Genomic DNA, 23,916 nt, shown 5'->3' with positions numbered 1-23,916 from the left:
CATTCCACTGAGGTGTTGCCCGCAAACCTAAATGCCTAGATTATTTTCGACAAGTTTCTTTTCCTAGGAAATAAAATGCCGGCGATTGTTGTCATTATTTCCTGCTTTTTCGTGAAAAAAGAGAGCGGGGGCGATCCGCTCTCTCAAATTTTTATAGTTACATAATCGGGTTGATCTCCGTTCCAGGCGCTTCGCTTTCCCTGGGCGGTCCGGAAGCCTCCTCGGGCAAGCCCTGCGGGATCTTCCCTGTCCCTTCCTCCCATAGGACAAGGAAAGCTTCGACAGCAGTTCATCGCACGAAGAAAATGCGTTAGCATTTTCGAGGAGTCTGCGCGCCTTCCACTCCAATCAACCTGGTTTTTAAATAATTTCAAGTTTCTCTTCACTCTACTACCATGTAATTTTAGTCGCCTTTATTTCTTTTGGGGTAACGGTGTAGAGGTGGTCATCGATATAAAGAATACGTTGGACCATGTTCTCCCAGTCTTCATATAACGTGTTTTCCTGCTGATGCGTTATTTTGGTGTGCAGGGTAAACCCTTTTTCTGGATCAATTCCATATACCATTGCCCCTTCAAAATCGAGGCGGTAGCTGCCATCTTTTTGATTTTCGTTATACTTGGTGATTGGAAAGGCGAAAATATCTTTATCTTTGTTGAAAAGAAGTGCTTTATGATCGTGATTTAACGGCGAATTGGTAGATTGCCCACCGATAATCTCTGTATGTTTTTCAAGCGGATTTGTCGGGTCACTCACATCAAACAAGGAAATCTTCACCCCGTTTGTCAACACCCGTGTTCCCCATTGATCTTTTTCCAACTTCGTATCATAGCCAAAACCAATCAAATGATTTTCATCATACGGGTGCAAGTAATTACTGAAACCGGGGATCTTTAATTCCCCAAGCACTTTTGGCTCAGCCGGGTTGCTCAGGTCAAAGACAAATAGTGGATCTACTTCCTTGAACGTCACCACATACGCCTTATCCTGCATGAAGCGGACAGAATAGATGCGCTCTCCCCTTGCCAAGTCTTCCACACTGCTGACGACATTCATTCCACCATCTAAAATAAAGAGGTGGTTGCTTGACGGCGAGCTTTCATCCCATGCCTGCCCCTTAGTTGCGGCCACTCGAAAGTGCCCTTTATACTCATCCATGGAAAATTGGTTTAAAAGATGACCTGGAATGGCTCCATTGGCCCGGAATTCAACAGTCATGCCATCAACCGCAAATTTATAGACTTCCGTACTTTCATTATTTGCCCAGTTCGGCCCATACCCATAGTTCGGCACCGCGACATATAGGTTTTCTTTTGACATATAAATCTGATTTCCACTGCCCACATACGTTGTAATGGCCGCATCCTCTTGTGGTTGATTCAAATCGAGGGTGGCAATTGTCATAAAATTATCCTCTGTAGAATCAGGAAAATAACGGATATCCTCATAAGGGACACCTTTCAAATCTCCTTCTTCCTCCCCTTGTGTATCAGATACTCGCGGTCTCAAATCTGCCTCAGGGTGCTCTTCTAGCATCCAAAAATCAGCGTACTTGTTTGTGATTAAGTAAACGTGGTTATCTATCTTCCTGCTTGAGACATAACCCCCTTCTAGGGTGACTGTTTTTTGAACAGTTGGATTGGCTCGGTCTGTAATATCATAAACAATGGCCTTCGTTGCCTCATGCATCGGCATGATCATATCGCCTTCACTACTTTTACCTTCACCATAGCCGCCATACATCATCTTTTCATCCCAATAATGACCGATGACCACTAGCTGATTGCCATCCAAAAACAGTTGATACGGATTAAAGTCCTTATAACGTAGCTCTGTCAGCACCGTCATTTCTTCGACAGGGTCTGCCTCTGTAATCTTTAACTTTTGATCGGTTGCTTGATAGATGAAGTCGCCATCTGTTTTTACGATGTCCGCTTCATCCACTCCTTGAACCTGAACGTTTGTTTCGGAATGGCCGTCTGGACTGCCACTGCTGCTGGATTCGCTTTCGGTTGCCATATCGGCATTTGCAGCGCCGTCACTGTCCTCAGAGCTTGATGTTGATTCATCGCCACTCCTACCAAAGTTAAAGAACTGTTTACTTTCTTCCCTCTCTTGTTTCATTTGTTCCAGTCGGGCTGTTAACAATGAATTTAGTTCTTTATTGGAAGCAACCGTCGGCAATTGTTTCATAGCCGTGAATTTGATTTTCTTTTGTTTTCCGAGCGTTTTGCCGTCCACCGATTCAATTTCTCCGCTAATGTGAAGCTCATATGGTCCTTTGTTTGGGTCATAGCCGCCTTCTGGAGGAGAAACTGTGACAAAGTCTTTTGAAACTTCCAGATTTGCTTCTACCTTGTTGCCGTCCTTGTCCGTCACATAGATAGACTCATTTTCTTTGATGCTTTCTTGTTTGAACTCTTTGGTAAAAGTCAGCAACCATTTTTTATCTGAGAGTACGGTTTGCGTGTCTTTTTCGGAATAGGGATTGCCGGTGCCATTAACCGCGAAAGGTTCTCTCGATTGATAGATGAACGCGAAGATGATGGCCAGGCTTACTATAATAGAAGAAAAGATAATTACCTTTTTTTTCATGTAACTGCCCCCTTTTATACCGTTAGACGAGGGGGATGTAAAAAAGTTACATTGGAGGGAGGGAAATAAAAATACAAAAAGCCAGCAGACAATCAAACTCATCCACTGGCTTCCCGAGCAACACTACTACTCGACTTCCTATGCCATTACCTGCTCCTTCAGCTCATCAAGCCCGTAACGCCCGACAAACTTGGCAAACTGCTCACGCTTCTTGCCTTCTGCAACATATAAATCTATCAATCTATCAATATATACATACAGCGCGTCTTCCTCCAACCCGCCTGCAAACAATACTCCTGTTCTGGCATCAAGCCCCTTTGCTTTGCCCCCTACATAGAGGTCGAATCGTTCACCGTGTTGTTTGATCACGCCAATATCATTGACCAACGGCTCGCCGCAGCCGACCGGACACCCTGTATAGGCCGGCTTCAATGTAAAAGGAACCGGTCTTCCTGCAATGCGGCGGTTGATTTCTTTTGCCACAGGCATCCCTTCTTCTAGCTCTCCCTTACAGAAGTTGCAGGTGCGAAGACTTTTGACATAATTGCCGACAGGATAGCAGCTGAGCCCGACGCTTGCAAAGTCGGCCTTCACTACTTCCAAGCTGCTCTCGGGAACGTCCACATACAATTGTTGAAAGGTGGTGACTTCTAACTCCTGGTCTTCTCCCATATAGCGTGCAAGCATCAATAGCTGTTTGCCATTCAACTTAGCCCCAAAATCTATTCCTCCGTTGACCGCGAGCTTGACTAGTTTTTCTCCCATACCAACAAATCCCCTTTATTCTGTGATTTCCAACACATAAGGGAAGGCGTAAACGTTCCCGTCCAGTTTAAATTCGGCCCAAAGTTTATACATGCCAGGCTTGCTGAAGTGCGCTTCAAACACTGGTTCCTCCCCTTCGCGAGGGTGTACATGGATAAACTCGTCTAGCGCTTCATCCACCACGACCACATGTCCGAGCGCTCCAAGATAATCTTCTGGCTCTGCCCCTTCTATGTCAAAAGAAAGCACTACGTTTTCTTTTACCGAAAAGTTGTTCACATCAAGTGTTACCGAATAGCCCTCTTGTTCCTTCGTCCATTGTGTTTCTGGATCTAAATGGACATGAGCATCTTCATGCCCACCATGCTCTCCTACCATCACTGGATGGGCTTCATTTACATAATCCAGCTCACTTGGCTTGATATCGACAAACGCCTGGTACATGCCTTCTTCCAAATCTGCCTTCGCTGTAAAAACACCTTCAGAAACCTTTTCTGGATGTAAATGGTTGAATTTCTCCAAATCCTCACTGATTACAATTAGATGCATCAGTTTTTCGTGATTTACTTCAAGACTATCCATTGGGTTGCCTTCGAGATCTGTCAGGGTAATGGTTAGTTCTTCCCCATCTAGCTTTAAATCTGCTTGAACTTCACTAGCGGACTCTCCTTCATGTTCGCCATGATCGTCGTGCCCACCGTCATTCCCTTCCTCTTCATGTTCACCATGTCCTTCTTCCTCACCGTGCGCTTCTTCATCCTGATGTTCCTCATGACTGCCTTCCTCACCTTGCGATACATTTTCACTTGCATAAAACGAATACGCCGTATAGCCTCCGACCACTAACAACAGATAAACAAGCGCAGATCCAATCCATTTTTTCATCGTGTTCCCACCTTATCGACCTTATTAAAGTTTCACTTTTTGCAATCTGAGTGCATTCAATACAACCGATACCGAACTGAATGCCATTGCTGCTCCTGCCACCCACGGCGCCAAGAAGCCTAAAGCCGCAATTGGAATTCCCATGGAGTTATATGCAAATGCCCAGAATAGATTTTGTTTGATGTTAGTAATGGTTTTTTTACTCATAATGATGGCATCGGCAATGCTGTTTAGGTCACCGCGCATTAACGTGATGTCTGCTGCTTCCATCGCGACATCTGTTCCTGTTCCAATTGCCATTCCGATATCCGCTGTTACCAAGGCTGGAGCGTCATTAATGCCATCGCCGACCATTGCCACTTTCTTGCCTTGTTTTTTGAAGCTTTGCTACTTCTTCCGCTTTTTGTTCGGGAAGTACTTCGGCAATGACTTGATCGATTCCGGCATGGTGAGCAATGGCTTTTGCTGTCCGTTCGTTATCGCCTGTCATCATGACAACTTCCAGCCCCATATCCTTTTAACCGTTTTACTTGCTTGTTTAGAAGTATCCTTTATGGTGTCTGCAACCGCGATGATGCCTTTGTATTCTCCATTCACCGCAATGAGCATAGCCGTTTTTCCATTCGTTTCAAGCTCACGGACCACTCCTTCCGCGTGCTCAACAGAGACATGGTGCTTGTTCATTAATTTACGCGTACCAATCACCACTGTGTCTTCTCCTACGACCGCTTCGATACCATAGCCGGGTATTGCTTCAAATGACCCCACAGAGCCAAACTCGATACCTTTTGCTTGGATTCCTTCTACAATCGCTTGCGCCAGTGGATGTTCGGATTGTTTCTCCGCTGCTCCAACCATTGCAAGAATTGTCGCTTCATCCTCACCAGCTTCAAGCTTTACATCGGTTAGCACAGGTGCTCCATTTGTCACCGTACCTGTTTTGTCCAGCACAACAGTTGTAATGCGGTGCGTCTGCTCTAGGTGCTCGCCGCCTTTAAAAAGGATACCGAGTTCGGCTGCCCGTCCGGATCCCGCCATGATAGATGTTGGCGTTGCAAGGCCAAGTGCACACGGGCAAGCAATAACCAGAACCGCAATCAAGTTCACCAATGCTTGCGCGAAGTTTCCTGGATCGACGATAAAATACCAAACTAAGAAAGTAAGGACCGCGATTCCCACAACAATTGGAACGAAAATGCCGGAAATTTTATCTGCCAGGCGCTGAATCGGTGCTTTGGAGCCTTGTGCCTGCTCTACAATCCGGATGATTTGAGCAAGGGCTGTTTCTTTTCCGACTTTTGTTGCTTTCATTTTCAAGAAGCCGTTCTTATTTATAGTAGAACCATAGACAGAATCTCCTGATTTTTTATCGACAGGAATGCTTTCTCCAGTCAGCATGGACTCATCCATCGCTGATTGCCCTTCGACAATTTCGCCATCAACAGGAACTTTCTCCCCCGGCTTAACAGAAACGATATCTCCTACCAGGACCTCATCCAATGGAATTTCCATTTCTTTTCCATCTCGTAAAACAAGGGCCGTTTTTGCCTGTAGGCCCATCAATTTTTTGATTGCTTCGGAAGAGCGCCCCTTCGCTCTTACTTCAAAAAGCTTTCCTAAAATAATTAGGGTGATAATGACTGCACTTGTTTCAAAATACAGCTCGACCATATGCGCACCTGAACCAATTGATTCAACCGATAAATACAAACTGTACACATACGCTGCAGTTGTTCCGAGTGCCACCAATACGTCCATATTCGCACTTTTATTTTTCAGCGCTTTATAAGCACCTGTGTAGAATTGCCAGCCAATGAAAAATTGGACAGGGGTCGCAAGTGCGAGCTGCACCCACGGATTCATCAGCATATCAGGCAGATAAATAAAAGAAGTAATGGAAAAGTGACTCACCATTGCCCAAAGCAACGGGACTGTCAGGATTAACGAGAAAACAAACTTGCCTTGTTGCTTTTCTAATTCCTTTTGACGGAAGTTCTCGGCACTTTCACTTTTTTCTACTTTTTCCGTAGCACCGTAACCCGCTTTTTCAATAAGGGCAATGATGTCAGACGGCTTTAGCTTGGAAGGATTATATTCCACCGTCCCGCTTTCTAAAGCAAGATTTACATTAGCAGAATTCACGCCTTCCATTTTACCGAGCACCTTTTCGATTCTGCTGGAACATGCCGCACACGTCATTCCGGTGATAAGGAATTCTGCTTTTTCTTTCACGACATCATAGCCAAGGTCCTGGATCTTTTTCTCAATGTCTTTTTCAGATACTTGTTTCGGATCATAGATGACAGATGCGTTTTCAAGGGCAAGGTTCACATTGGCCGTTTCCACCCCGGCCAGTTTGTTCAATCCTCTTTCCACCCTTGTGGAACAAGCAGCACATGTCATTCCCGTTATCTGTAATCTGGTTTCTTTTTTCTTCTGATCACTCATCATGCTGACCTCCTTTATACCTATAGGGGGTATATTATTCTGCAAATAAAACGTGCTGTTCTCGTAAGAAAAGCACGTATCTGACCAGAGAGATTATGCTACTTCATAACCTTCTTCGTCGATTGTTTCCTTAATTTTATCCACTGTTACTTGCTCGCTTTTGTATTCTACCGCTACAGTTCCGGATGCAAGATCCACCTTAACGGAATTCACACCTTCAAGTTCCCCAACGCTTCCTTCCACCGCTTTTACACAATGACCGCAACTCATACCATTTACTTTTAATGTTACTTGTTCCATTTTTATCTCCCCTTATTTCATCAGTCTTTTAACTGTTACTAATAGTTCATCTATCACTTCTGTATCGCCATCTTGAATTCTTTCCACGATACAGGATTTCATATGTCCCTCTAAAAGCATTTTCCCAAGTCCATTTAGTGCAGACTGTACTGCAGAGATTTGAGTGAGCACATCATCACAATAGGTGTCCTCTTCAATCAAACGTTTAACCCCTCGCACCTGACCTTCAATACGGTTCAAGCGTGAGATCAACGCCTTCTTTTGTTCTTCAGAATGGTGACTTTTACGCTCACCTTTGTCTGTATGGCAACACTCTTCATTTAAAGTTTCAACTGGAAGGTTTTCCATCGTTCTTGACCTCCTATCTCTTATAAAGTAACATACCCCTATACGGTATGTAAAGGAATTGAATTTATAATTTTACAATAACTTCAGAAGAGGTACGTTACCATGTGGAAAGATCAAGTACTAGAATGGTTTTCAGCAGTAGGACCGTTTGCTATCCTACTTAGTATTCTTTTCAATACCATCATAAGCATACTCGCTTTTATGCCGAGTGTGTTCCTTACCGCTGCCAATCTGGCATTCTTTGGATTTTGGTGGGGGACGTTGATTTCGTTTTTAGGGGAATCGATTGGGGCAGTTGTAAGCTTTTGGTTGTATCGAAAAGGCATAAAGAAGTTCGCACCGGATGCGTTGATGAAAAATAAATGGCTGGTAAGATTGCAGGAGACTGATGGCAGGGAAGCATTTTTGTTAGTTCTCGCTTTACGATTATTCCCATTTGCGCCATCTGGACTTGTTACATTGGCAGGAGCTACAAGCAGAATAGGCTTGGTGGGGTTTGCCGTTGCGAGTACGGTCGGAAAGATTCCAGCTTTGATGTTAGAGGCAGTTTCTGTGTATCAGGTACTGCAATGGAATACGGCCGGAAAGGTAATCTTGGCTTTGGTGGCGGTTGGGGTTGTGGTGTTGGTGTTACGCGGGCGTTTGAAGAGATAGCTGGTATGATAAATAAGGAAAATTCAGTTTTAAAATTTTGAAGATTGTTTAAACGCCGCTGTTCCTTTCCACAAATGGCTTCGCTTTCCTAGGGGCGCTGCTGGAGCCTCCTCGGCTTACGCCTGCGGGGTCTCCACCTAGCGCTATCTCCCTCAGGAGTCTCCGCCATTTGCTCCAATCCACAGCTGAAAATTGAGTAGATGTTAGATACTTTTTCATAAACCCTTAAATGAATGAAGCCATCTTGTTGATTGGAGTGGAAGGCGCGTAGACGCCCGCGGGAGGAAGGGACAGGGAAGACCCCGCAACGGAGTGAGGAGGCTTCCGGACCGCCCGCAGGCAAGCGAAGCGCCTGGAACGGAAATCAACCGGATTATAAATTTTCCTTTTTTAATAAAAACAGAGCCCCTACTAAAAAGGCTCTGTATCAGCTCGTTTATTCTTCTATTAAGATCTTCCCCTCGGACACACTCCCAAGCAAAAAGTCACTTTCGTCATTTCCATAAAAACTTAAATGATGCAGCGGCCTTGTCATCGCCACATATAACAGCTTTACGTCAATTTCGGTTTCGGTGAAAACCTCATCCAACGTGCACAACAGCACAGCGTCAAACTCCAGTCCCTTTGCCAACTGCGCATGGACAATGACGACATCCTCCTGGTTGATTTCCTCATTTTCCAAGAGCAATTGCACCTTTAAGTCTGTATATTTGCTAAGCATCCCCTCAATCTTCTTACATTCCTTCTCGGTTTTCCCAATCACTGCGATCGTTTTTCGACCGTCTTTATACAACTTCACTATTTCCGCCTCTAGCATGCCCGCCATTTTAGCCGCCCCACCAGAGGTAGACCATTTATGAAAGGTCGGTTTCGCACCATGCCTCACCACAGGCTCCACTTTTGGGAGTTCAAAAGGCAACAGCTTTAAAATGTCATTAGCCGTTTCCATGATTTCCACTGTTGTACGATAACTTTTTTGCAACGTCGTGTAGGCAGCCCTTGGGAAAATTTCCTCCTTCACCTTGTTCCAATCCTGAATGCCGCGATAAGAATGGATTCCTTGTGCCAAGTCACCTACAATGGTGAACATATCCGTTTCCAACGCGCTTTTTAACGCTGCCAGCTGAAAATAACTGTAATCCTGCGCTTCATCAATGACCACATTCCGAGCACGCAAATCTTTATCTATCCCATACAAATAGTGCTGCAAATAAAGTAACCCTGCCAAGTCTTCTAGCTCATACTGCCTTTGTCTATGTAATTTCACTTGATGGTCGACAAAGTACTTAATCTGATAGTCATCCAAATAATCACTTGCATACTTCGAAAAAGTGGCACGGTCTGTTACCAGCTCTTTAAAATAATGAAAAAGTGTGTGCTTAGGAAGCTTGCGGATAAAAGCGTTAACGGCTGTTCTGGATTCCCGTTTAATCTCCTCTATCATCTCATCCTTTTTGTCCATCGCTTTTGTCACATAGCTTTTTCGTTTAGCAGGATCAAGGTTCATATTGAACAGAGCTTTGTCGAGTTTGTTGTCGTAGAATCTCTCCACTTTATGCAACAGTACTTTTTTCTCTGTACGCACATAGTTTTGCAGAACACTTTTCACCTTTTCCACTCGACGATAATACGGGAGGTAGGTATATTCGTTGCGAATCAGGTTTTCCATTTTTTCAGCGGTGTAGAGTTTGAATTTAGAAGTCAGATAGAAATCTTCTGTTGGAATGAGTGTTTCTAAGATGTCAGATAGATAGCGGTCGATGATGTCTTTGAATTCGAGCGAGCCTTTGAAGCTTGCTAACCATTGGACCATTTCGGGATCTTCATATTCGTGATTAATGAAGCCCATCAACTTTTCGGACGGAGGTCGCAATTTCACCTTTTTGCCAATGCAGCTTAAGACAAAATCAATAAATGTTGTCTGTAAGATCCGGTCCACCCCAAGCTCTGGAAGGACTTCAGAGATGTAGTCGATGAATAGATTGTTCGGTGCGAGGATCATCAGTTGTTCCGGTCGAAATTGATCCTGGTAGGTATAGATAAAATAAGAAATTCGGTGAAGCGCTATGGTCGTCTTTCCGCTCCCTGCCGCTCCTTGCACGATAATCGGTTTATTTAAATCCGCGCGGATGATTCTATTTTGTTCTTCTTGAATGGTAGAGACGATATCGGTCAGGCGGTTGCTGGAACTTCCGGAAAGCGATTCTTGTAGAAGTTCGTCTGTCGTTGTCAGGTCAACATCCCTTATGTCTTGGAGCTCGCCGTCTTCCATAATATATTGACGTTTCAAGGAAAGGTACCCGTCATACGTTTCCCCTTCCGCTTCGTACTCCACTTCACCAAGCCTGCCGTCATAGTATAGGTTTGCTATCGGGGAACGCCAATCAACAATGATCGGGTCTTGGGTTTCTCGATCAAATAATGAGGCCTTTCCAAAGTAAAGGACTTCCTCTTCTTCTTTGCCAGCCCGCTTGTAATCAATTCTGGCAAAGTAGGGCTTATGGTAGATTTTCTTGAGGCTGCGAATCTCTTCTGTCGATCGCTGGAGCATGTTCGCATTGGTGAGCATGTTCAAATAACTTAAACTACTGTCTGAAAAATCAGTTCCATCCAACGCTTCTTTAAAACTGGATTTAAACGATTCCTCATCCAACTCTGTTGCTTTGATGACAATGTCCATATACTTTTTGGTAAAGATAAGCCGTTCTACTTCCTGATTAAAGTCAGGATGCTTTTTCTTCATTTCTGCCAAACTCTTCACACTCCCCAGGTTTATGTAGAGACGCAAAAAACCATGAACTAGAGTTTTCTCCATTCATGGTAACTATCCCTTAAGGAACCTTTTCAAAGTACACAACGGTTTTCTGTTCTTTTTTGCCGGAAAAATAATTATAACCGCTTACAAAACAATTTGCAATTTTCCATCAGATTTGCTACTTTCCCTTGTCAGCTCCCGAACACAAATGTAAACTTAGATTATATTTTAGTTTACATATAATTTAGGAGTGATTACTTTGACTTGGAAACAGCTTGCAGAAAAAGTGGTAGAAGGTTATCACATAACACCCGAGGAAGCCTTAAGCATATTAAACGAAGACGACGACAACGTATTAGAACTCATCCAATCAGCCTTTCATATCCGCAAACACTACTACGGAAAAAAAGTAAAACTGAACCTGATCATTAACGCAAAAAGCGGATTATGCCCAGAAGATTGCGGCTACTGCTCCCAATCCATGAAAGCAGACACCGAAATTGACAGCTATCCGCTTGTCAGCAAAAAAATAATCGTCGACGGAGCGAAAGAGGCCAAGAAAAATAAAATCGGCACCTACTGCATCGTCATGAGTGGCCGAAAGCCTACAAACCGAGACGTGGACACAGTGGTGCAGGCGGTTCAAGATATTAAAAAAGATGTAGATAATATGAAGATTTGCGCATGTTTGGGGATAGTTAACGATGCACAAGCGAAGCTCTTGAAGGAAGCCGGTGTGGACCGATTCAACCATAACATCAATACAAGTAAAGGTCATCACAGCGAGATTACCACGACACATGATTACGAGGACCGTATCCGCACACTTGAAACACTGAAAAGTGCAGGAATCTCCCCTTGTTCTGGTGTAATTTGCGGAATGGGTGAAACGCTGGAGGATATCGTAGAAATGGCATTTTCGCTAAAAGAATTAGATGCGGACTCTATCCCAGTCAATTTCCTGCATCCAATCGAGGGGACAAAGCTTGCCGGTATGGATGATCTGACTCCCCTAAAATGCCTGAAGATCCTTGCGATGTTCCGCTATGTGAATCCAACAAAAGAGATCAGAATCTCCGGAGGCCGCGAATACAATCTTCGTACACTTCAAAGTATGGGGCTTTACATGGCGAATTCTATCTTTGTCGGTGACTATTTAACCACTAGCGGCCAAGCATCCAACCAAGATCACCAAATGATTAAAGACCTTGGTTTTGAGATTGAGGAAAATGCATTCGAAACAGAAAGCCAGCAGTTTGCCGGCGTGTAAGCAGCATTCATGGACAGTGGAACAGCCCGTGCCACTGTCCTGTTTTTATTTAACACCTATAGAGAACTTTTCATTCATTAACGCCAGGCGGTAAGGGGATAATTCTGCTGTCATAATTTCGCTTTGTACGGCAGGGTCGTTATTCATAAACCTTTCTGCTTCGGTTTCGTTACGTGCCAAGAATATAACAATCCCAAACCCCGTTTCATCCGTCTGTTCGGTTCTTCCCGCAAGTATGACCACTCCACTGTCCACATTCTTTTTTAAGTAGCTGAAGTGTCTGGATACTATTGTTTTTTCCTCTTCCGTCCAATGCTCAGGATCATATAATCTTTCGGGCAATCTTAGTAAATAGATATAGGTTTGCAGGCTCATGGATTTCCCCACTCCTTTCCTTTCCTTAAATTTCTACAAATTATGAGGAAATCCTTTTCCTGAAGGCAGAAAAACAATCACGTTAGAAAAACCGGGCAAAAAAACGCCCTGTCTTCTTCTGCTTAGCATAGAACCTCATTATTCTGTGGGCCACCGCTGTTCCTTTCCGCAAACGGCTTCGCTTTCCTAGGGGCCCTGCTGGAGCCTCCTCGGCAAGCCTGCGGGGTCTCCACCTAGCGCTATCTCCCTCAGGAGTCTTCGCCTTTTGCTCCAATCCACAGCTAGAAGTTATGGCATAGAAATGTTATTGGATGATCAAAATTTCTACTAGAAACTTTATTAAACTTAAAGTGAATGAAGTACCCGTGGTGATTGTAGTGGAAGGCGCGCAGACGCCCGCAGGAGGAAGGGACAGGTGAAACCCCGCAACGGAGTGAGGAGGCTCACGGACCGCCCGCAGGCAAGCGAAGCGCCTGGAACGGAAATCAACTTGTATTACATTTTCCCTATAAAAAAGAGACAGCATGAGCTGTCCCCAAAAAATAAATATTCTTAACCGTTCACTACCGTCCCACCGTTAATGTGAATCATTTGTCCGGACACATAGGAGGAATCCTCTGAAGCTAGGTAAACATAGGCCGGAGCTAGTTCAGCAGGTTGGCCCGGACGCCCCATTGGAGAATCGGTACCGAACTCCTCTACCTGTTCTCCATCAAAGGATGCCGGAATAAGAGGCGTCCAAATTGGTCCAGGTGCTACACCGTTCACTCTGATTCCGCTGCCCACGATGTTCTCTGACAAGGAACGCGTCAACGCTACAATTGCTCCTTTGGTTGCCGAATAGTCCATTAATACAGGCATTCCTTTATAGGCCACCACAGAAGCCGTGTTGATGATGGAGCTTCCTTTATCAAGATATGGCATTGCCGCCTGGATAAAATAAAAGTAGGAAAAGATATTTGTCTGGAACGTACGCAACAGCTGCTCTTCGGAGATATCCTCGATCTTCTTCTGCACATGCTGTTCGGCAGCATTGTTCACGAGAATATGTAAACCTCCCAACTCTTCTGCTGTCTGTTTTACTACATCTGTACAAAAATCCTTTTGGCCGATATCACCAGAATACAACAGACATTTGGCGCCGTATTGTTCCACCATTTGCTTTGTTTCTTTTGCATCATCATGTTCATCAAGATAAACAATGCTGATGTTGGCGCCTTCTTTTGCATAGGCAATCGCCACTGCACGGCCGATTCCGCTGTCGCCGCCAGTTATAATGGCATTTTTCCTTTTTAGTTTGCCGCTTCCCTTATATTCAGGGTTATCGCAGATTGGTTCTGGGATCATTTCATTTTCGTCACCAGGTTGTTTGCCTTGTTCTTGTGGCGGTTGGCCATCTGTTTGTACGGAATAAAATCGTTCTTCGCTCATTTTCTCCACTCCTTTTTGGAATTTGTTAATTTCCGCTGTTACTTTTTCTATTTTCGAATGATAAAGAGCAGCCTTTGTGCTTCGGGGCTGCCCTATAGTTCTTATCTATGGTTGTGGCATTTATGAATTGGAGTTCGAGTTGTTGCTGCTGTTGCTGTTATTGCCGCTATTGCTGTTATTGCCACTGTTGCTGTTGTTACCGCTGTTGCTGTTGTTGCCGCTGTTGCTGTTATTGCCGCTATTGCTGTTGTTGCCGCTATTGCTGTTGTTACCGCTATTGCTGTTATTCCCGCTGTTGCTGTTGTTGCCGCTGTTGCTGTTGTTACCGCTATTGCTGTTATTCCCGCTGTTGCTGTTGTTGCCGCTGTTGCTGTTATTCCCGCTGTTGCTGTTGTTACCGCTGTTGCTGTTGTTCCCGCTGTTGCTGTTGTTCCCGCTATTGCTGTTGGTGCCGCTATTGCTGTTATTCCCGCTATTGCTGTTGTTGCCGCCTTTTTGGCCGATTTCTTCAAAGTGCTCTCTGCCGTGTTCATTCAGCGTCTTGTTACCGCCTTTTTGGCCGATTTCCTCGAAATGCTCCTGACCATGCTCCTGCTTGGTCTTTTCTCCACCCTTACGGCCGCGCTCTTCGTAAGTCATTGTAGAGTTGTTAGAATTGTTGCTATTGTTGCCGCTGTTGCTGTTGTTGCCGCTATTATTAGAATTATTGTTACTATTGTTATTGTTGTTAGCCATCTTAAATCCTCTCCTTTAAGTAATTATTAAAAGATGCTTAAGTACTGACCTACATCCAATCGTCTACTTCACGTTCCGCCTCATCTTTTGACTTCCCGTGGCGCTCCTGAATTTTGCCTACCAGTTTATCACGATCTCCCTCAATTTGTTGAAGATCATCATCCGTGAGATTTCCCCATTTCTTCTTGGCGTCACCTTTCATCTGGTTCCACTTACCTTTCATGGTTGTCTGATTCATAATCAACATCACCTCCCACTTCAATTTGTGACATCTGATAGCTCGTCACTAGTTACTCCATTTCCTTTTTTACATAATTTAAAACCTAATTACTGGGACAAAATCTTATTCCAACTTTTGGCCTAAATCCACTCTTCTCCAAACAATTAAAAAAAATATTGGTTTAACATTTTACAGGCTAGGGAATTACCTTCTGTGTAGACGTTGAAAAAAAATAACCAAAACTATATTAGGAGGAAAATCATATGTTATGGACAATTTTTGCAGTACTTTTAGTTCTTTGGTTACTTGGTTTCGCAATGGAAATCGGCGGAGGACTAATTCACATTCTTTTAGTTCTTGCAGTGTTAGCTATCGTGTTTAACCTATTCGGAAGAAAACGTGGTGTCAGGTAACTCATCCATAAATTTCTACGATTAATTGAATTCTCTAAGGGAAAAACAAATAGTACAGTTACTTTAAGTCGGACGTTTAGGAGGCATATCACTATGTTATGGACAATCTTTGCAGTATTACTTATTCTTTGGTTACTTGGATTCTCTTTTGATATCGCAGGGAACCTCATTCACATTATTCTTGTATTAGCACTAATCGCTTTAGTCTTTAACTTATTCGCTGGCCGCAGAAGGCCTTAGGTATAGAAACAAAAGAAAAAAGCTGGAAAGAATCAGTGTTGTCACTGAAACTTTCCAGCTTTTTTTGTTGGTGAGAAAATCACACTGACGCCGCTGTTGATTTCCGCAAATGGCTTCGCTTTCCTAGGGGCTGACGAGAGCCTCCTCGGCAAGCCTGCGGGGTCTCCACCTAGCGCTATCTCCCTCAGAAGTCTTCGCCTTTTGCTCCAATCAACAGCTAGGATATCTTAGCTACTGCAATATCCTTTTTGCTTCGAAGAAACGTTGGAGGCCGGTGATGATTTCGACTGCCAGGAATATCAGGGTGGTCCATAGGACAAATGCAGGCAGCAGCATCATGAGGGAGAGCAAGATAAATCCTTCTGTTCTTTCTGCAAGCCCGGCTTGATAATAAAAGGACTTCATCCCCTGCTTTTCAGAAACCGCCCCGACCGTCAAAAAGACCGTAATGGAGAAAATAATGGACACGCTCAACAATAACAATGCCCACTGTATTTCGGGATAGACAAAAGCTACACCGAGGATGACGCTGATCTCAACCAGTCGATCAAAAGTGACATCCATCACCGTTCCCCATGGAGAGGACTTCGTTTTGCGAGCCATGGTGCCATCGACCGCATCAAGAAAGCCCGAAATCCACAGAACCAATACTGCTATGATGGGCAGACCAAAATAGAAGAAAGCTCCGGATGACACGCCAATGAAAAAAGAAATGACAGTCACCTGGTTTGGTGTCAATCCTAACTTCAACAATTGCTCCGCCGTATTTGATATCAATGGTTGTACATATTTTCGGGCATGCGTATCAAGCATAAGAACCTTCCTTTTATAATGAATTTTTAAAATGTACGATATCCTGTTCTTTTTTCACCGAGACCCATAAGTGTTCGCCCAGCTCTAAATTTTCCATTGAAGGAAGTGTGAGCTTTTGATGGAGGGATTCTATTTGAATATCATAAAAAAGACTGCCGTGTTTTACTTTTTTCTGTACTACTTTACCTGCATGGGATTGATAGCAGTCCTCTGATAGTTCTTTCACTAAGGTTAATTTTTTGGAATGAATAAAGGCATCCTTTCCAATTAAAAGACCATCAGAATAGAATTTTGCCACAAATGGTGTTGCCGGCTCTTCATAAACGTCCATCGGTTTGCCAATCTGCTGGACTTTTTGCTCTGCAAATACTACGACCCTATCGCCCATCAGCATGGCTTCTTCTATATCATGGGTGATAAAAAGGCTTGCAATACCTTCTTCTTTCAATAAATTTCTCACCCATAATCTGAGTTCGTCCCTTTTTTCATTATCTATGCTGCTAAACGGCTCGTCCAACAACATAAGCTGCGGATTTGTTATCAATGCGCGGGCCAGTGCCACCCTTTGCTGCTGCCCGCCGGAAAGTTCATAAGGATAATTTTTTCCGTAGCCCTCAAGTCCAACTTTCATGAGAAAATTAGCAGCCTGCTCTTTTCGCTCAGCTTTTGTCCCTTTTCTTTTAAAAGATAAACCGCTCATGACATTTTCCAAGACAGTCATATGCGGAAACAAAAGCGGTTGCTGAAACATCATTACGATTGGACGCTGATTGGCCTGCATGGAGGTGATATCCTTTTCCCCTACTTTAATGCTTCCTGCTGAAACGGGTTCCAGTCCTGCAAGGCACTTCAATAAAGTCGATTTTCCGCTTCCTGATGGGCCGACAACACTGATGATTTCTCCTAGATCAATCGTTAAACTCATATTACTAATGATGCATTTCTCACCATAACTTTTCGATAATTTTTTGATTACTATTTTTTCATTCAATCTAAAAACACCCTTTTCTGATAAGGAATCACCAGTCGAAACACTAGCTCAAACCCGATCATCACACAAATCGGTAGCAGTGCAAACACGATCGAAAAACTAGCAATGACTGCTTCATCTACTGACGACAAGAACGGAAAATATAGCATTGCCAACGTCAACACGTTTCCACCACCGATGATGGATGTTAGCGCGTATTGACTTAGGGAAATCACAAAAATTAAAAACACCATACTTCGAAAGCTTGGCAATAATTGCGGCAAGTAAATTCGGTAGAGGATTGCCATTTTTGTGCCACCAAGGGAGCTTGCTTGTTCCTCCCACTTCTGCCCCAGTCTTTCAAAGCCCGATCGTAATATTTTTATAGAATAAGGTACTGTCGGGATGAGGTGAACCAACACAACACCAAGCCACTGATCCGCCAAGCCCAACCGTATCATGGTGATATGAATTCCCATCGCCACCGCGAGGCTAGGAATAAGGATTGGGAGGAGGAGCACCACTTCAACGAGCGATTTTCCTCTGAAAGTGTGAAAAGCCAGTGCCCTTGCAGCCGGTACAGCGATCAACAAATTTAGGAGAATAACCATAATCCCAATCAAAAGCGTCATTCCAATTGCCGAATAAAAGCGTGAATCATTTAGCAGGACGGTAAAGCCTCTGACAGAAAATGATGTTGGAATAATTTCGCCCCACCGCCAACCGTACGATACGCTCTTCACCAGCAATAGCAGGACAGGAAAAAAGAGAACGGACGCGAAAATGATATACAAAATACTCAAGTTTCTATTCTTTCTCATCCTACATCCCGTTTCCTTTCATCATCCGATACCGTGACCTTGACACCATACTTAACAGGATGATAAGCAGACCAAAGATTATCGCGGTCACTGTCATCATCACAGCAAATGATTCCGGCCTTTTGCTCCAGTCCCCTTGATAAAACCACTCATACGCTAGGACAGATACCATTTTCGGATAAGTCGTCCCAAGTAAATACGGCACTTCAAATGCCGCCAATATAAAGGCAAAAACAATCAGCCCCGCTTCCATCAGCACCGGAAACAACCACGGCCACTCCACTGTTTTAAAGACATGCCATTTGTTGCCGCCAAGAGTCATCACCACATTTGGCAAATCCCGGTTGAGCTGTGCATATACAGGCAACAACATTAGCACGACAAAGGGAATTTCTTTTAACGTGTACGTTATGATGATGCCAATCCCTAAGCGGTCATTGGTCAGTACCGGAAATTGATCCGGACTATCTATGATGGACATGGCATACAACAGGGTGGAAAACCAACCTGTTTGCGAAAAGAGCAGAATCATCATATATCCCCAAACAAAATGAGGAAATAGCATTGGCAACCAAACAACTGACCTTGCCAAGTGGTTGTTCAAGGTTTCAAATAGGAATTTAGTTAGTAAAAGACCACATACGAGAGACAGTGCCGTTGAAACGAAGGCAATCCTGAGACTGTATGTTAACGACTCCAGAAAAGCCTCGTTCTCAAATATGTTTTTATATGCATCCAAGGAAAAGCCGTTTAAGGTTGTCACACTCTCTTGTGCCGCCATAAACAGCCCATAGACGACAAGGCAGAATGTAAAAAGAAAAGCTGGTAGGAGCGCAAGACTCCAGCTATTGCTTTTGAACCACTTCATTGACCCAATGCTCCTTCAACCAATTCACATATTCTGCATCCACTTCTGGTAACAGGCTTTCACTCAACTTTTCCGGTGACAGGACAGAAGCTCCGCGATCCATATCGGCTAGCTTTTTCTGTGATTCTTCTGGCAGCTTTGTTGGATCCAGCGCCATATTTTCTCCCCAATATGTCGACTCGTATTTGGCAAGTTGTGCATCTGGGGACATCAAGAAATCAATCGCCACCATCGCTCCTGCTTTATTTGGACTGTTAAACGGGATCGCCAGAAAGTGCGTGTTACCGATAGAACCTGAATATAACACAAAAGATTTCGTGCTTTCAGGGAAAACGCCGTCCTTGATAAGACTTTCCGCCCTGGCCTCGTTATACCCCATCGTCATCCAGACTTCCCCTTGGCTGTAGAGGCGGTCGAGATCGGTTAGAGTTGCTGGGTAGGTTTCCCCGTTTCTCCATAAGGACGGCTGGATTTCTCTTAGATAGCTCCAGATGTCTTCTTCGTGTTCCGCTAAAACCTCTTCATCGAAGCCGTTTTCTAATAATTTCTCCGGTCCGCCCACCGCATCGTAGAGGACATGTCTAAGGAACGCATTCCCTGTAAAATCATTGGCATCAGGATACGTGAACTTTCCTGGGTTTTCTTTTATCCAATCTTTTAACTCTTCAAAGTTGGCAGGAGGGGTTGGGATTTTTTCTTCATCATATTGAAAGACGAACTGCACTTTCCCCCAAGGCGCCTCCAGTCCTTCCACTTCCGTACCGAAATCATATTGGACGTCAAGACTTTCTGTGTCGACATAGTTCTGATAGTTTGGGAGTTTTTCGCTGAATGGACCGTAAAGTAGTTCAAACTCCTTGGCGTTCTTGAAGTTTTCCCCGTTTATCCAGATGATGTCGATGGTGCCTTCTTCTTTGTTTGCACGCTTTTCCGTAGATAGTTTTTGAAGGATTTCATTTGTATCCATTGGGACTCGTTCTAGTTCGATATTATGCGCTTCTTTTAGATTCGGTGCGACCCATTCATCCATGTAGCGGTTGATTCCGTCATCTCCGCCCCACATAAAAATGCGCACTTTGGAGCCGTCGGCAAGATTGGTGATGTCGCTCCATTCTTTTTCTTTTATTTCTTCGCCGGCGTTGTCGTTGCTTGAGTTTGAGTTGGTGTTCGAGCAACCAGCTGCTATTAAAAGTACGATTATTAATGATAATGCCAGTAACCTTGTCTTTATCATAGGCGTCCCTCTTCTCTCTTTATCGAATCTCTCTATCTATATATATAACACTATCCTTTTATACTTTAAAATGTTGGTATGTTTAGGGTGGGTTTAGGTTCTTTATGAACCTAACGTTTTGGGTTGAGGATTTGGATCACTTTTGGGTGAATTTTGGTCGGAACGCTGATGGACGGGGGGTCTGTAAGATGATTTATCTTCCATTTTGGACAAATGTCCGAAGTTTTTCAGTTTTTGACCGAAGTTTTGGCAAAGTTGACCGAAGTTTTTACAAAAGTGTCCAAAGATTTCCGGAATTTGACCGAACGAAATTTTCAAATGACCGAACGTCTTGAAATGTTGACCGAACCTGACTATGAATTTGTCCGAACTATTGCCAAAAAGTAGCTAAAATTGTCCGAAGCATCCGCTTAATTGACCGAACGGTTTAAAAGCATCTAAAAAACATAAAAATCATCTAAAAAACCCTTCATTTTCCCCAAAAACTAAAAAAACGCATGGACCAACTCACTAAAAGAATCAATCCATGCGTTTTTTTTATCTTATTTTGTTAATGCATCCGTCAACACAGGTACAACCTGCTTCTTACGGGACACAACACCCTTCAACAAAGCAGTGTTGTTCTCAAGCTTTACGTTGTATGCTTTCTCCACAACCGGAGCTTGGGATCCTAGTGCAAGTGCAACAGAATCATTCTCCAAGATATCCGTTACGACAAGTAAGAACAAATCTAAGTCCTTGTCCGCAACGTTGGCTGTTATTACTGCTTCTAACTCTGCTTGTTTTGCAAGAACGTCGTTTGTATCCACCGTGTTTACTTGTGCGATTTCCACTTTGTAATCACCCATTTGGAATTCTTTAGCGTCCAGAGAGATAAGCTGCTCTACTGTTTTGTCGCTAATGTCCGCTCCCGCTTTTAACATCGCTAAGCCGTACTCCTCTGCATTCACACCCGCGATTTCTGCAAGTTCTTTAGCAGCTTGTACATCTTGTTCTGTGCAAGTCGGGGATTTGAATAATAGAGAGTCAGAAATGATGGCAGAAAGCATCAAACCTGCAACCGGTTTGGAGATTTCCACGCCATTTTCTTTGTAAAGCTTGTTCAAGATTGTCGCTGTGCAACCAACAGGCTCTGCACGGTAGTATAAAGGATCTGCTGTTTCAAAGTTTGCAATACGGTGGTGATCGATTACTTCAAGGATGCGAACTTGATCGATATCACTTACGCTTTGTTGGCGCTCGTTGTGGTCAACCAAAATTACTTCCTTTACTTCGTTTGCAACAGTTTCCACAAGGCGCGGAACTTCACTGTTGAATTCTTTTAACGCATATTCTGTTTCACCGTTAAGTTCACCTAAGCGAACCTGCTCTGCATCCATGCCTAATTGTTTTTTTAACTCTGCATAAGCGATGGCTGAACAGATGGAATCTGTATCTGGGTTTTTATGTCCTAGTACTAAAACTTTTGTCATGAGTACTCTCCTTGCGTATATGTTTTATCGAGCTAATTCTACTAACTCTTCCACTTTGTATATTACCTTAAAACAACTTTTGTTTCAAAATGAAAATCTATTTGTCCTATCACTTTTCCAAATACTCTGCAGAACGATATTTTCCCATCAGGTTAGGGTAGGAATTAGTAACACTATTTAATGGAGGGTCTGATATGCCTAATCATTCAAAATTACCTACCTATCCTGCTTCCCTATGGAAGGAACAAGACTCAGACAATACCTTTTCCCCGCTTACGGAGGATGTCTCAGCGGATGTGACTGTCATCGGTGCTGGGATTACCGGGATCACAGCCGCTTATCTGCTTGCAAAGGAAGGGTTGAAAGTCGCTCTCCTTGAAGCTGGGAGGGTCATCGGCGGGACCACCGGGTTTACCACTGCCAAGATTTCCTCTCAGCATGGATTGATTTATCAAGATTTGATTAATCAACATGGCCAAGAAAAAGCGCGGCTTTATTATGAGGCAAATAAGAAAGGCTTATCTTTCATTCAGGACTGCATCAACGAACTTCAGATAGATTGCGATTTCCAGACACTCCCTTCATTTATTTACTCGACAAGCAAGGAAATGGAGCAAAAAGTGGAGGAAGAGGCAAATGCCTATCTTAAGCTTGGGATAAATGGGGGCTTTGCTCATAAGGGAGATCTTACCCTACCCTTTTCCATAAATAATGCTGTGATGATGCGGGACCAGGCACAGTTTCATCCAGTCAAATACCTTAATGGACTGCTGCGGGCTTTTACAAAACTTGGCGGGAAAGTGTTTGAGGATACAAGAGCTACTGACATACAGAAGAATTCTTCGATTGTTGAAACGGAAAACGGGTTTGAGGTAAAAAGTAAGCATATCATCGTCAGCACCCATTACCCCTTCAATGATAGGAACGGTCTTCTCTTTTCCAGATTACATGTGGAACGCTCTTACGCCCTGGCAGCAAAAATAACTGAAGAAAACATACCGGATGGCATGTACTTGAATGCCGAAAAACCGACACGCTCCATCCGCTCTGCAACTGGTCCTAATGGAGAGAAATTATTGCTTCTTGGAGGGGAAGGTCATCCTACCGGACAAAATGATCGAGACACCCTCACCAATTATGAGAAACTTGCCGATTTTGGAGCCCGGTATTTTGATATAGATGAGATTCCGTATCATTGGTCCTCACAGGATATTTTTTCGCTTGACAGCCTGCCTTACATCGGTCCCATTCAGTCAGGAACTGAAAATGTGTTAATAGCTACCGCCTATGCCAAGTGGGGAATGACAAACGGTACTATTGCTGCTTGTATATTGAAAGATACTATCCTTAACAAAGAAAATCCCTACAAGGACCTTTTCCATCCGAGCAGAAACGAAATGGATTTCAGCAGCGCCAAAAATTTTGTGAAGGAAAATGCAACAGTTGCAAAAGAGCTCATAAAGGGAAAAATAAAAAGAGAGTCCCGTAGCATCGAAGAACTGGAATATGATGAGGGAGGCATCATACAGCTTGATGGCAAAAAAGTTGGAGCCTACAAGGACAAGGAAGGCACATGTCACATCTTGAAGCCTACCTGTACCCATATGGGGTGCGATGTGGTGTGGAATGATGCGGAGCGTTCGTGGGATTGTCCATGTCATGCATCAAGGTTCTCCTATAAGGGGGACGTATTGGAGGGGCCGGCAACGAAGCCGTTAAAACGGATTGACTCATAACACTTCTCACCTCTATGAACATAAAAAGAGGAACGCCCCCACTATAGGGAGCGTTCCTCCAATTTTATAAGTCTACCTGTCTAGTGCATTTCCTGCTGTTCACGATCTCCCACACATGGCTCAACTGTACGTGCTTCCTGGCTCTCTTTTTCATTCGTCAGCACCAGGATTCTGCCGTTTTCCACATCTGTTGCATACATTGGTGCATCTCGGTCGGATAGGCCTAGTTCAAGCAGCTTGTTGCCCACTCCTCTTGGAGCCTGTGCTTCATCCGGCAAAAGGAGTTTGTCTACCACAGAATCGTCTTCTTCCAGGGTAATGTGTTCTACCCTTGTTCCTGTTGGATAGTCGGATTCCATTTCATCACCAAGTGCAACCACGACGATCTCTTCCGCCCGGTATCCTTGGACAATCAATCCCTCCACTACATTTCTGGCTTTTTTCTCTGTATCATATACACCTAATATCGTTTTTTTCATTGTCGTTTCCTCCTAGGAAAAATGATAGCTCTTTTCTCTATACATTCCCCCGTGGAGACAGTTGAAACACCCTTACAGAAATTTCCTCA

Annotated in this window: 22 protein-coding genes and 1 pseudogene; 5 read left to right on the top strand and 18 right to left on the bottom strand. The window is 43.8% G+C overall.

The features are described 5' to 3' along the window. Positions 1-390: 390 nt before the first annotated feature. The 6 genes and pseudogenes from M313_RS0110965 to M313_RS0110940 form a co-directional block, all read right to left on the bottom strand. Positions 391-2,595, bottom strand: a complete 2,205-nt coding sequence (locus M313_RS0110965; RefSeq protein ID WP_010195139.1) for a beta-propeller domain-containing protein — start codon at positions 2,593-2,595, stop codon at positions 391-393. Positions 2,596-2,733: 138 nt separating this feature from the next. Then, entirely contained in the window at positions 2,734-3,360 is a 627-nt protein-coding gene (locus M313_RS0110960; protein ID WP_010195138.1) for an NAD(P)/FAD-dependent oxidoreductase, read from the bottom strand. Between the two features lie 15 nt (positions 3,361-3,375). Then, entirely contained in the window at positions 3,376-4,245 is an 870-nt protein-coding gene (locus tag M313_RS0110955) for a DUF8832 domain-containing protein (protein WP_010195137.1), read from the bottom strand. Between the two features lie 24 nt (positions 4,246-4,269). Continuing rightward, positions 4,270-6,693 (bottom strand): annotated as a pseudogene (locus M313_RS23400) (heavy metal translocating P-type ATPase). A gap of 93 nt (positions 6,694-6,786) precedes the next feature. Further along, positions 6,787-6,993 carry a copper chaperone CopZ gene (copZ, locus tag M313_RS0110945; protein WP_010195133.1) on the bottom strand — a complete coding sequence of 69 codons (207 nt, stop codon included), beginning with the start codon at positions 6,991-6,993 and terminating at the stop codon, positions 6,787-6,789. Between the two features lie 12 nt (positions 6,994-7,005). Continuing rightward, a complete protein-coding gene (locus tag M313_RS0110940) occupies positions 7,006-7,341 on the bottom strand; it encodes a metal-sensitive transcriptional regulator (RefSeq protein WP_010195132.1) in 336 nt (111 codons plus the stop codon). 102 nt (positions 7,342-7,443) lie between these two features. On the opposite strand from M313_RS0110940, the gene M313_RS0110935 reads away from it, so the two are divergent. Beyond that, complete coding sequence (locus M313_RS0110935; protein WP_010195131.1) at positions 7,444-7,995, top strand: TVP38/TMEM64 family protein; 552 nt, start codon at positions 7,444-7,446, stop codon at positions 7,993-7,995. A gap of 436 nt (positions 7,996-8,431) precedes the next feature. Here the strand turns inward: M313_RS0110935 and helD are convergent, their stop codons facing one another. After that, the gene (gene helD / locus M313_RS0110930; protein WP_029326450.1) at positions 8,432-10,738 is read right to left on the bottom strand and encodes an RNA polymerase recycling motor HelD; all 2,307 of its coding nucleotides are present in this window, start codon (positions 10,736-10,738) and stop codon (positions 8,432-8,434) included. A gap of 271 nt (positions 10,739-11,009) precedes the next feature. On the opposite strand from helD, the gene bioB reads away from it, so the two are divergent. Beyond that, on the top strand, positions 11,010-12,020 hold the full coding sequence (bioB, locus tag M313_RS0110925; RefSeq protein ID WP_010195128.1) for a biotin synthase BioB: 1,011 nt from the start codon (positions 11,010-11,012) through the stop codon (positions 12,018-12,020). A 45-nt stretch (positions 12,021-12,065) separates the two neighbouring features. Here bioB and M313_RS0110920 read toward each other — a convergent pair whose 3' ends face one another. The 4 genes from M313_RS0110920 to M313_RS0110900 all read right to left on the bottom strand — a co-directional run bounded on the left by M313_RS0110920 (position 12,066) and on the right by M313_RS0110900 (position 14,799). Beyond that, entirely contained in the window at positions 12,066-12,395 is a 330-nt protein-coding gene (locus M313_RS0110920; RefSeq protein WP_010195125.1) for a YciI family protein, read from the bottom strand. A 552-nt stretch (positions 12,396-12,947) separates the two neighbouring features. Further along, positions 12,948-13,826 carry an SDR family oxidoreductase gene (locus M313_RS0110910; protein ID WP_010195123.1) on the bottom strand — a complete coding sequence of 293 codons (879 nt, stop codon included), beginning with the start codon at positions 13,824-13,826 and terminating at the stop codon, positions 12,948-12,950. Positions 13,827-13,927: 101 nt separating this feature from the next. Further along, positions 13,928-14,359: a hypothetical protein gene (locus M313_RS25850; RefSeq protein ID WP_010195122.1), complete on the bottom strand. Its 432-nt coding sequence runs from the start codon at positions 14,357-14,359 to the stop codon at positions 13,928-13,930. Between the two features lie 251 nt (positions 14,360-14,610). Then, positions 14,611-14,799: a CsbD family protein gene (locus M313_RS0110900; RefSeq protein ID WP_010195116.1), complete on the bottom strand. Its 189-nt coding sequence runs from the start codon at positions 14,797-14,799 to the stop codon at positions 14,611-14,613. 245 nt (positions 14,800-15,044) lie between these two features. Here M313_RS0110900 and M313_RS25845 point away from each other — a divergent pair, with 245 nt between their 5' ends. Both M313_RS25845 and M313_RS25840 read left to right on the top strand, forming a co-directional pair. Further along, a complete protein-coding gene (locus tag M313_RS25845) occupies positions 15,045-15,194 on the top strand; it encodes a lmo0937 family membrane protein (protein WP_010195115.1) in 150 nt (49 codons plus the stop codon). A gap of 93 nt (positions 15,195-15,287) precedes the next feature. Next, positions 15,288-15,434: a lmo0937 family membrane protein gene (locus M313_RS25840; protein ID WP_010195114.1), complete on the top strand. Its 147-nt coding sequence runs from the start codon at positions 15,288-15,290 to the stop codon at positions 15,432-15,434. Between the two features lie 231 nt (positions 15,435-15,665). Here the strand turns inward: M313_RS25840 and M313_RS0110885 are convergent, their stop codons facing one another. From M313_RS0110885 to M313_RS0110855, 6 genes are all read right to left on the bottom strand, one after another. After that, the gene (locus M313_RS0110885) at positions 15,666-16,247 is read right to left on the bottom strand and encodes a CDP-alcohol phosphatidyltransferase family protein (RefSeq protein ID WP_010195113.1); all 582 of its coding nucleotides are present in this window, start codon (positions 16,245-16,247) and stop codon (positions 15,666-15,668) included. Between the two features lie 13 nt (positions 16,248-16,260). Beyond that, complete coding sequence (locus M313_RS23385) at positions 16,261-17,238, bottom strand: ABC transporter ATP-binding protein (RefSeq protein WP_010195112.1); 978 nt, start codon at positions 17,236-17,238, stop codon at positions 16,261-16,263. Further along, entirely contained in the window at positions 17,235-18,038 is an 804-nt protein-coding gene (locus M313_RS0110875) for an ABC transporter permease (RefSeq protein WP_010195111.1), read from the bottom strand. The genes M313_RS23385 and M313_RS0110875 overlap by 4 nt, the downstream gene beginning before the upstream one ends. A gap of 1 nt (position 18,039) precedes the next feature. Further along, positions 18,040-18,906: an ABC transporter permease gene (locus tag M313_RS0110870; RefSeq protein WP_010195110.1), complete on the bottom strand. Its 867-nt coding sequence runs from the start codon at positions 18,904-18,906 to the stop codon at positions 18,040-18,042. Next, a complete protein-coding gene (locus M313_RS0110865) occupies positions 18,884-20,140 on the bottom strand; it encodes an ABC transporter substrate-binding protein (RefSeq protein WP_010195109.1) in 1,257 nt (418 codons plus the stop codon). The genes M313_RS0110870 and M313_RS0110865 overlap by 23 nt, the downstream gene beginning before the upstream one ends. A gap of 542 nt (positions 20,141-20,682) precedes the next feature. After that, positions 20,683-21,612: a manganese-dependent inorganic pyrophosphatase gene (locus M313_RS0110855; RefSeq protein WP_010195106.1), complete on the bottom strand. Its 930-nt coding sequence runs from the start codon at positions 21,610-21,612 to the stop codon at positions 20,683-20,685. A gap of 194 nt (positions 21,613-21,806) precedes the next feature. On the opposite strand from M313_RS0110855, the gene M313_RS0110850 reads away from it, so the two are divergent. Beyond that, on the top strand, positions 21,807-23,348 hold the full coding sequence (locus M313_RS0110850; RefSeq protein WP_010195105.1) for an FAD-dependent oxidoreductase: 1,542 nt from the start codon (positions 21,807-21,809) through the stop codon (positions 23,346-23,348). An 80-nt stretch (positions 23,349-23,428) separates the two neighbouring features. Here M313_RS0110850 and M313_RS0110845 read toward each other — a convergent pair whose 3' ends face one another. After that, the gene (locus M313_RS0110845) at positions 23,429-23,827 is read right to left on the bottom strand and encodes a general stress protein (RefSeq protein WP_010195103.1); all 399 of its coding nucleotides are present in this window, start codon (positions 23,825-23,827) and stop codon (positions 23,429-23,431) included. Between the last annotated feature and the right edge of the window lie 89 nt (positions 23,828-23,916).

The organism is Bacillus sp. m3-13, from assembly GCF_000175075.1.
GTDB classification, from domain to species: domain Bacteria; phylum Bacillota; class Bacilli; order Bacillales; family Bacillaceae_I; genus Sutcliffiella_A; species Sutcliffiella_A horikoshii_C.
The sequence above is the reverse complement of the archived record's forward strand: the minus strand, read 5'-3'. Positions and strand labels throughout refer to the sequence as shown.

What these genes read in the sequence shown, in the direction of transcription:
- M313_RS0110900 (WP_010195116.1), bottom strand. Translation starts at nt 14,799, where the DNA reads ATGAATCAGACAACCATGAAAGGTAAGTGGAACCAGATGAAAGGTGAC.
- M313_RS0110845 (WP_010195103.1), bottom strand. Translation starts at nt 23,827, where the DNA reads ATGAAAAAAACGATATTAGGTGTATATGATACAGAGAAAAAAGCCAGA.
- M313_RS0110965 (WP_010195139.1), bottom strand. Translation starts at nt 2,595, where the DNA reads ATGAAAAAAAAGGTAATTATCTTTTCTTCTATTATAGTAAGCCTGGCC.
- M313_RS0110960 (WP_010195138.1), bottom strand. Translation starts at nt 3,360, where the DNA reads ATGGGAGAAAAACTAGTCAAGCTCGCGGTCAACGGAGGAATAGATTTT.
- M313_RS0110855 (WP_010195106.1), bottom strand. Translation starts at nt 21,612, where the DNA reads ATGACAAAAGTTTTAGTACTAGGACATAAAAACCCAGATACAGATTCC.
- M313_RS0110910 (WP_010195123.1), bottom strand. Translation starts at nt 13,826, where the DNA reads ATGAGCGAAGAACGATTTTATTCCGTACAAACAGATGGCCAACCGCCA.
- M313_RS0110955 (WP_010195137.1), bottom strand. Translation starts at nt 4,245, where the DNA reads ATGAAAAAATGGATTGGATCTGCGCTTGTTTATCTGTTGTTAGTGGTC.
- M313_RS0110885 (WP_010195113.1), bottom strand. Translation starts at nt 16,247, where the DNA reads ATGCTTGATACGCATGCCCGAAAATATGTACAACCATTGATATCAAAT.
- M313_RS25845 (WP_010195115.1), top strand. Translation starts at nt 15,045, where the DNA reads ATGTTATGGACAATTTTTGCAGTACTTTTAGTTCTTTGGTTACTTGGT.
- M313_RS25840 (WP_010195114.1), top strand. Translation starts at nt 15,288, where the DNA reads ATGTTATGGACAATCTTTGCAGTATTACTTATTCTTTGGTTACTTGGA.
- M313_RS0110865 (WP_010195109.1), bottom strand. Translation starts at nt 20,140, where the DNA reads ATGATAAAGACAAGGTTACTGGCATTATCATTAATAATCGTACTTTTA.
- helD (WP_029326450.1), bottom strand. Translation starts at nt 10,738, where the DNA reads ATGAAGAAAAAGCATCCTGACTTTAATCAGGAAGTAGAACGGCTTATC.
- M313_RS0110920 (WP_010195125.1), bottom strand. Translation starts at nt 12,395, where the DNA reads ATGAGCCTGCAAACCTATATCTATTTACTAAGATTGCCCGAAAGATTA.
- M313_RS0110850 (WP_010195105.1), top strand. Translation starts at nt 21,807, where the DNA reads ATGCCTAATCATTCAAAATTACCTACCTATCCTGCTTCCCTATGGAAG.
- M313_RS25850 (WP_010195122.1), bottom strand. Translation starts at nt 14,359, where the DNA reads ATGAACACGGCAGAGAGCACTTTGAAGAAATCGGCCAAAAAGGCGGCA.
- M313_RS0110875 (WP_010195111.1), bottom strand. Translation starts at nt 18,038, where the DNA reads ATGAGAAAGAATAGAAACTTGAGTATTTTGTATATCATTTTCGCGTCC.
- copZ (WP_010195133.1), bottom strand. Translation starts at nt 6,993, where the DNA reads ATGGAACAAGTAACATTAAAAGTAAATGGTATGAGTTGCGGTCATTGT.
- M313_RS0110935 (WP_010195131.1), top strand. Translation starts at nt 7,444, where the DNA reads ATGTGGAAAGATCAAGTACTAGAATGGTTTTCAGCAGTAGGACCGTTT.
- M313_RS0110870 (WP_010195110.1), bottom strand. Translation starts at nt 18,906, where the DNA reads ATGAAGTGGTTCAAAAGCAATAGCTGGAGTCTTGCGCTCCTACCAGCT.
- M313_RS0110940 (WP_010195132.1), bottom strand. Translation starts at nt 7,341, where the DNA reads ATGGAAAACCTTCCAGTTGAAACTTTAAATGAAGAGTGTTGCCATACA.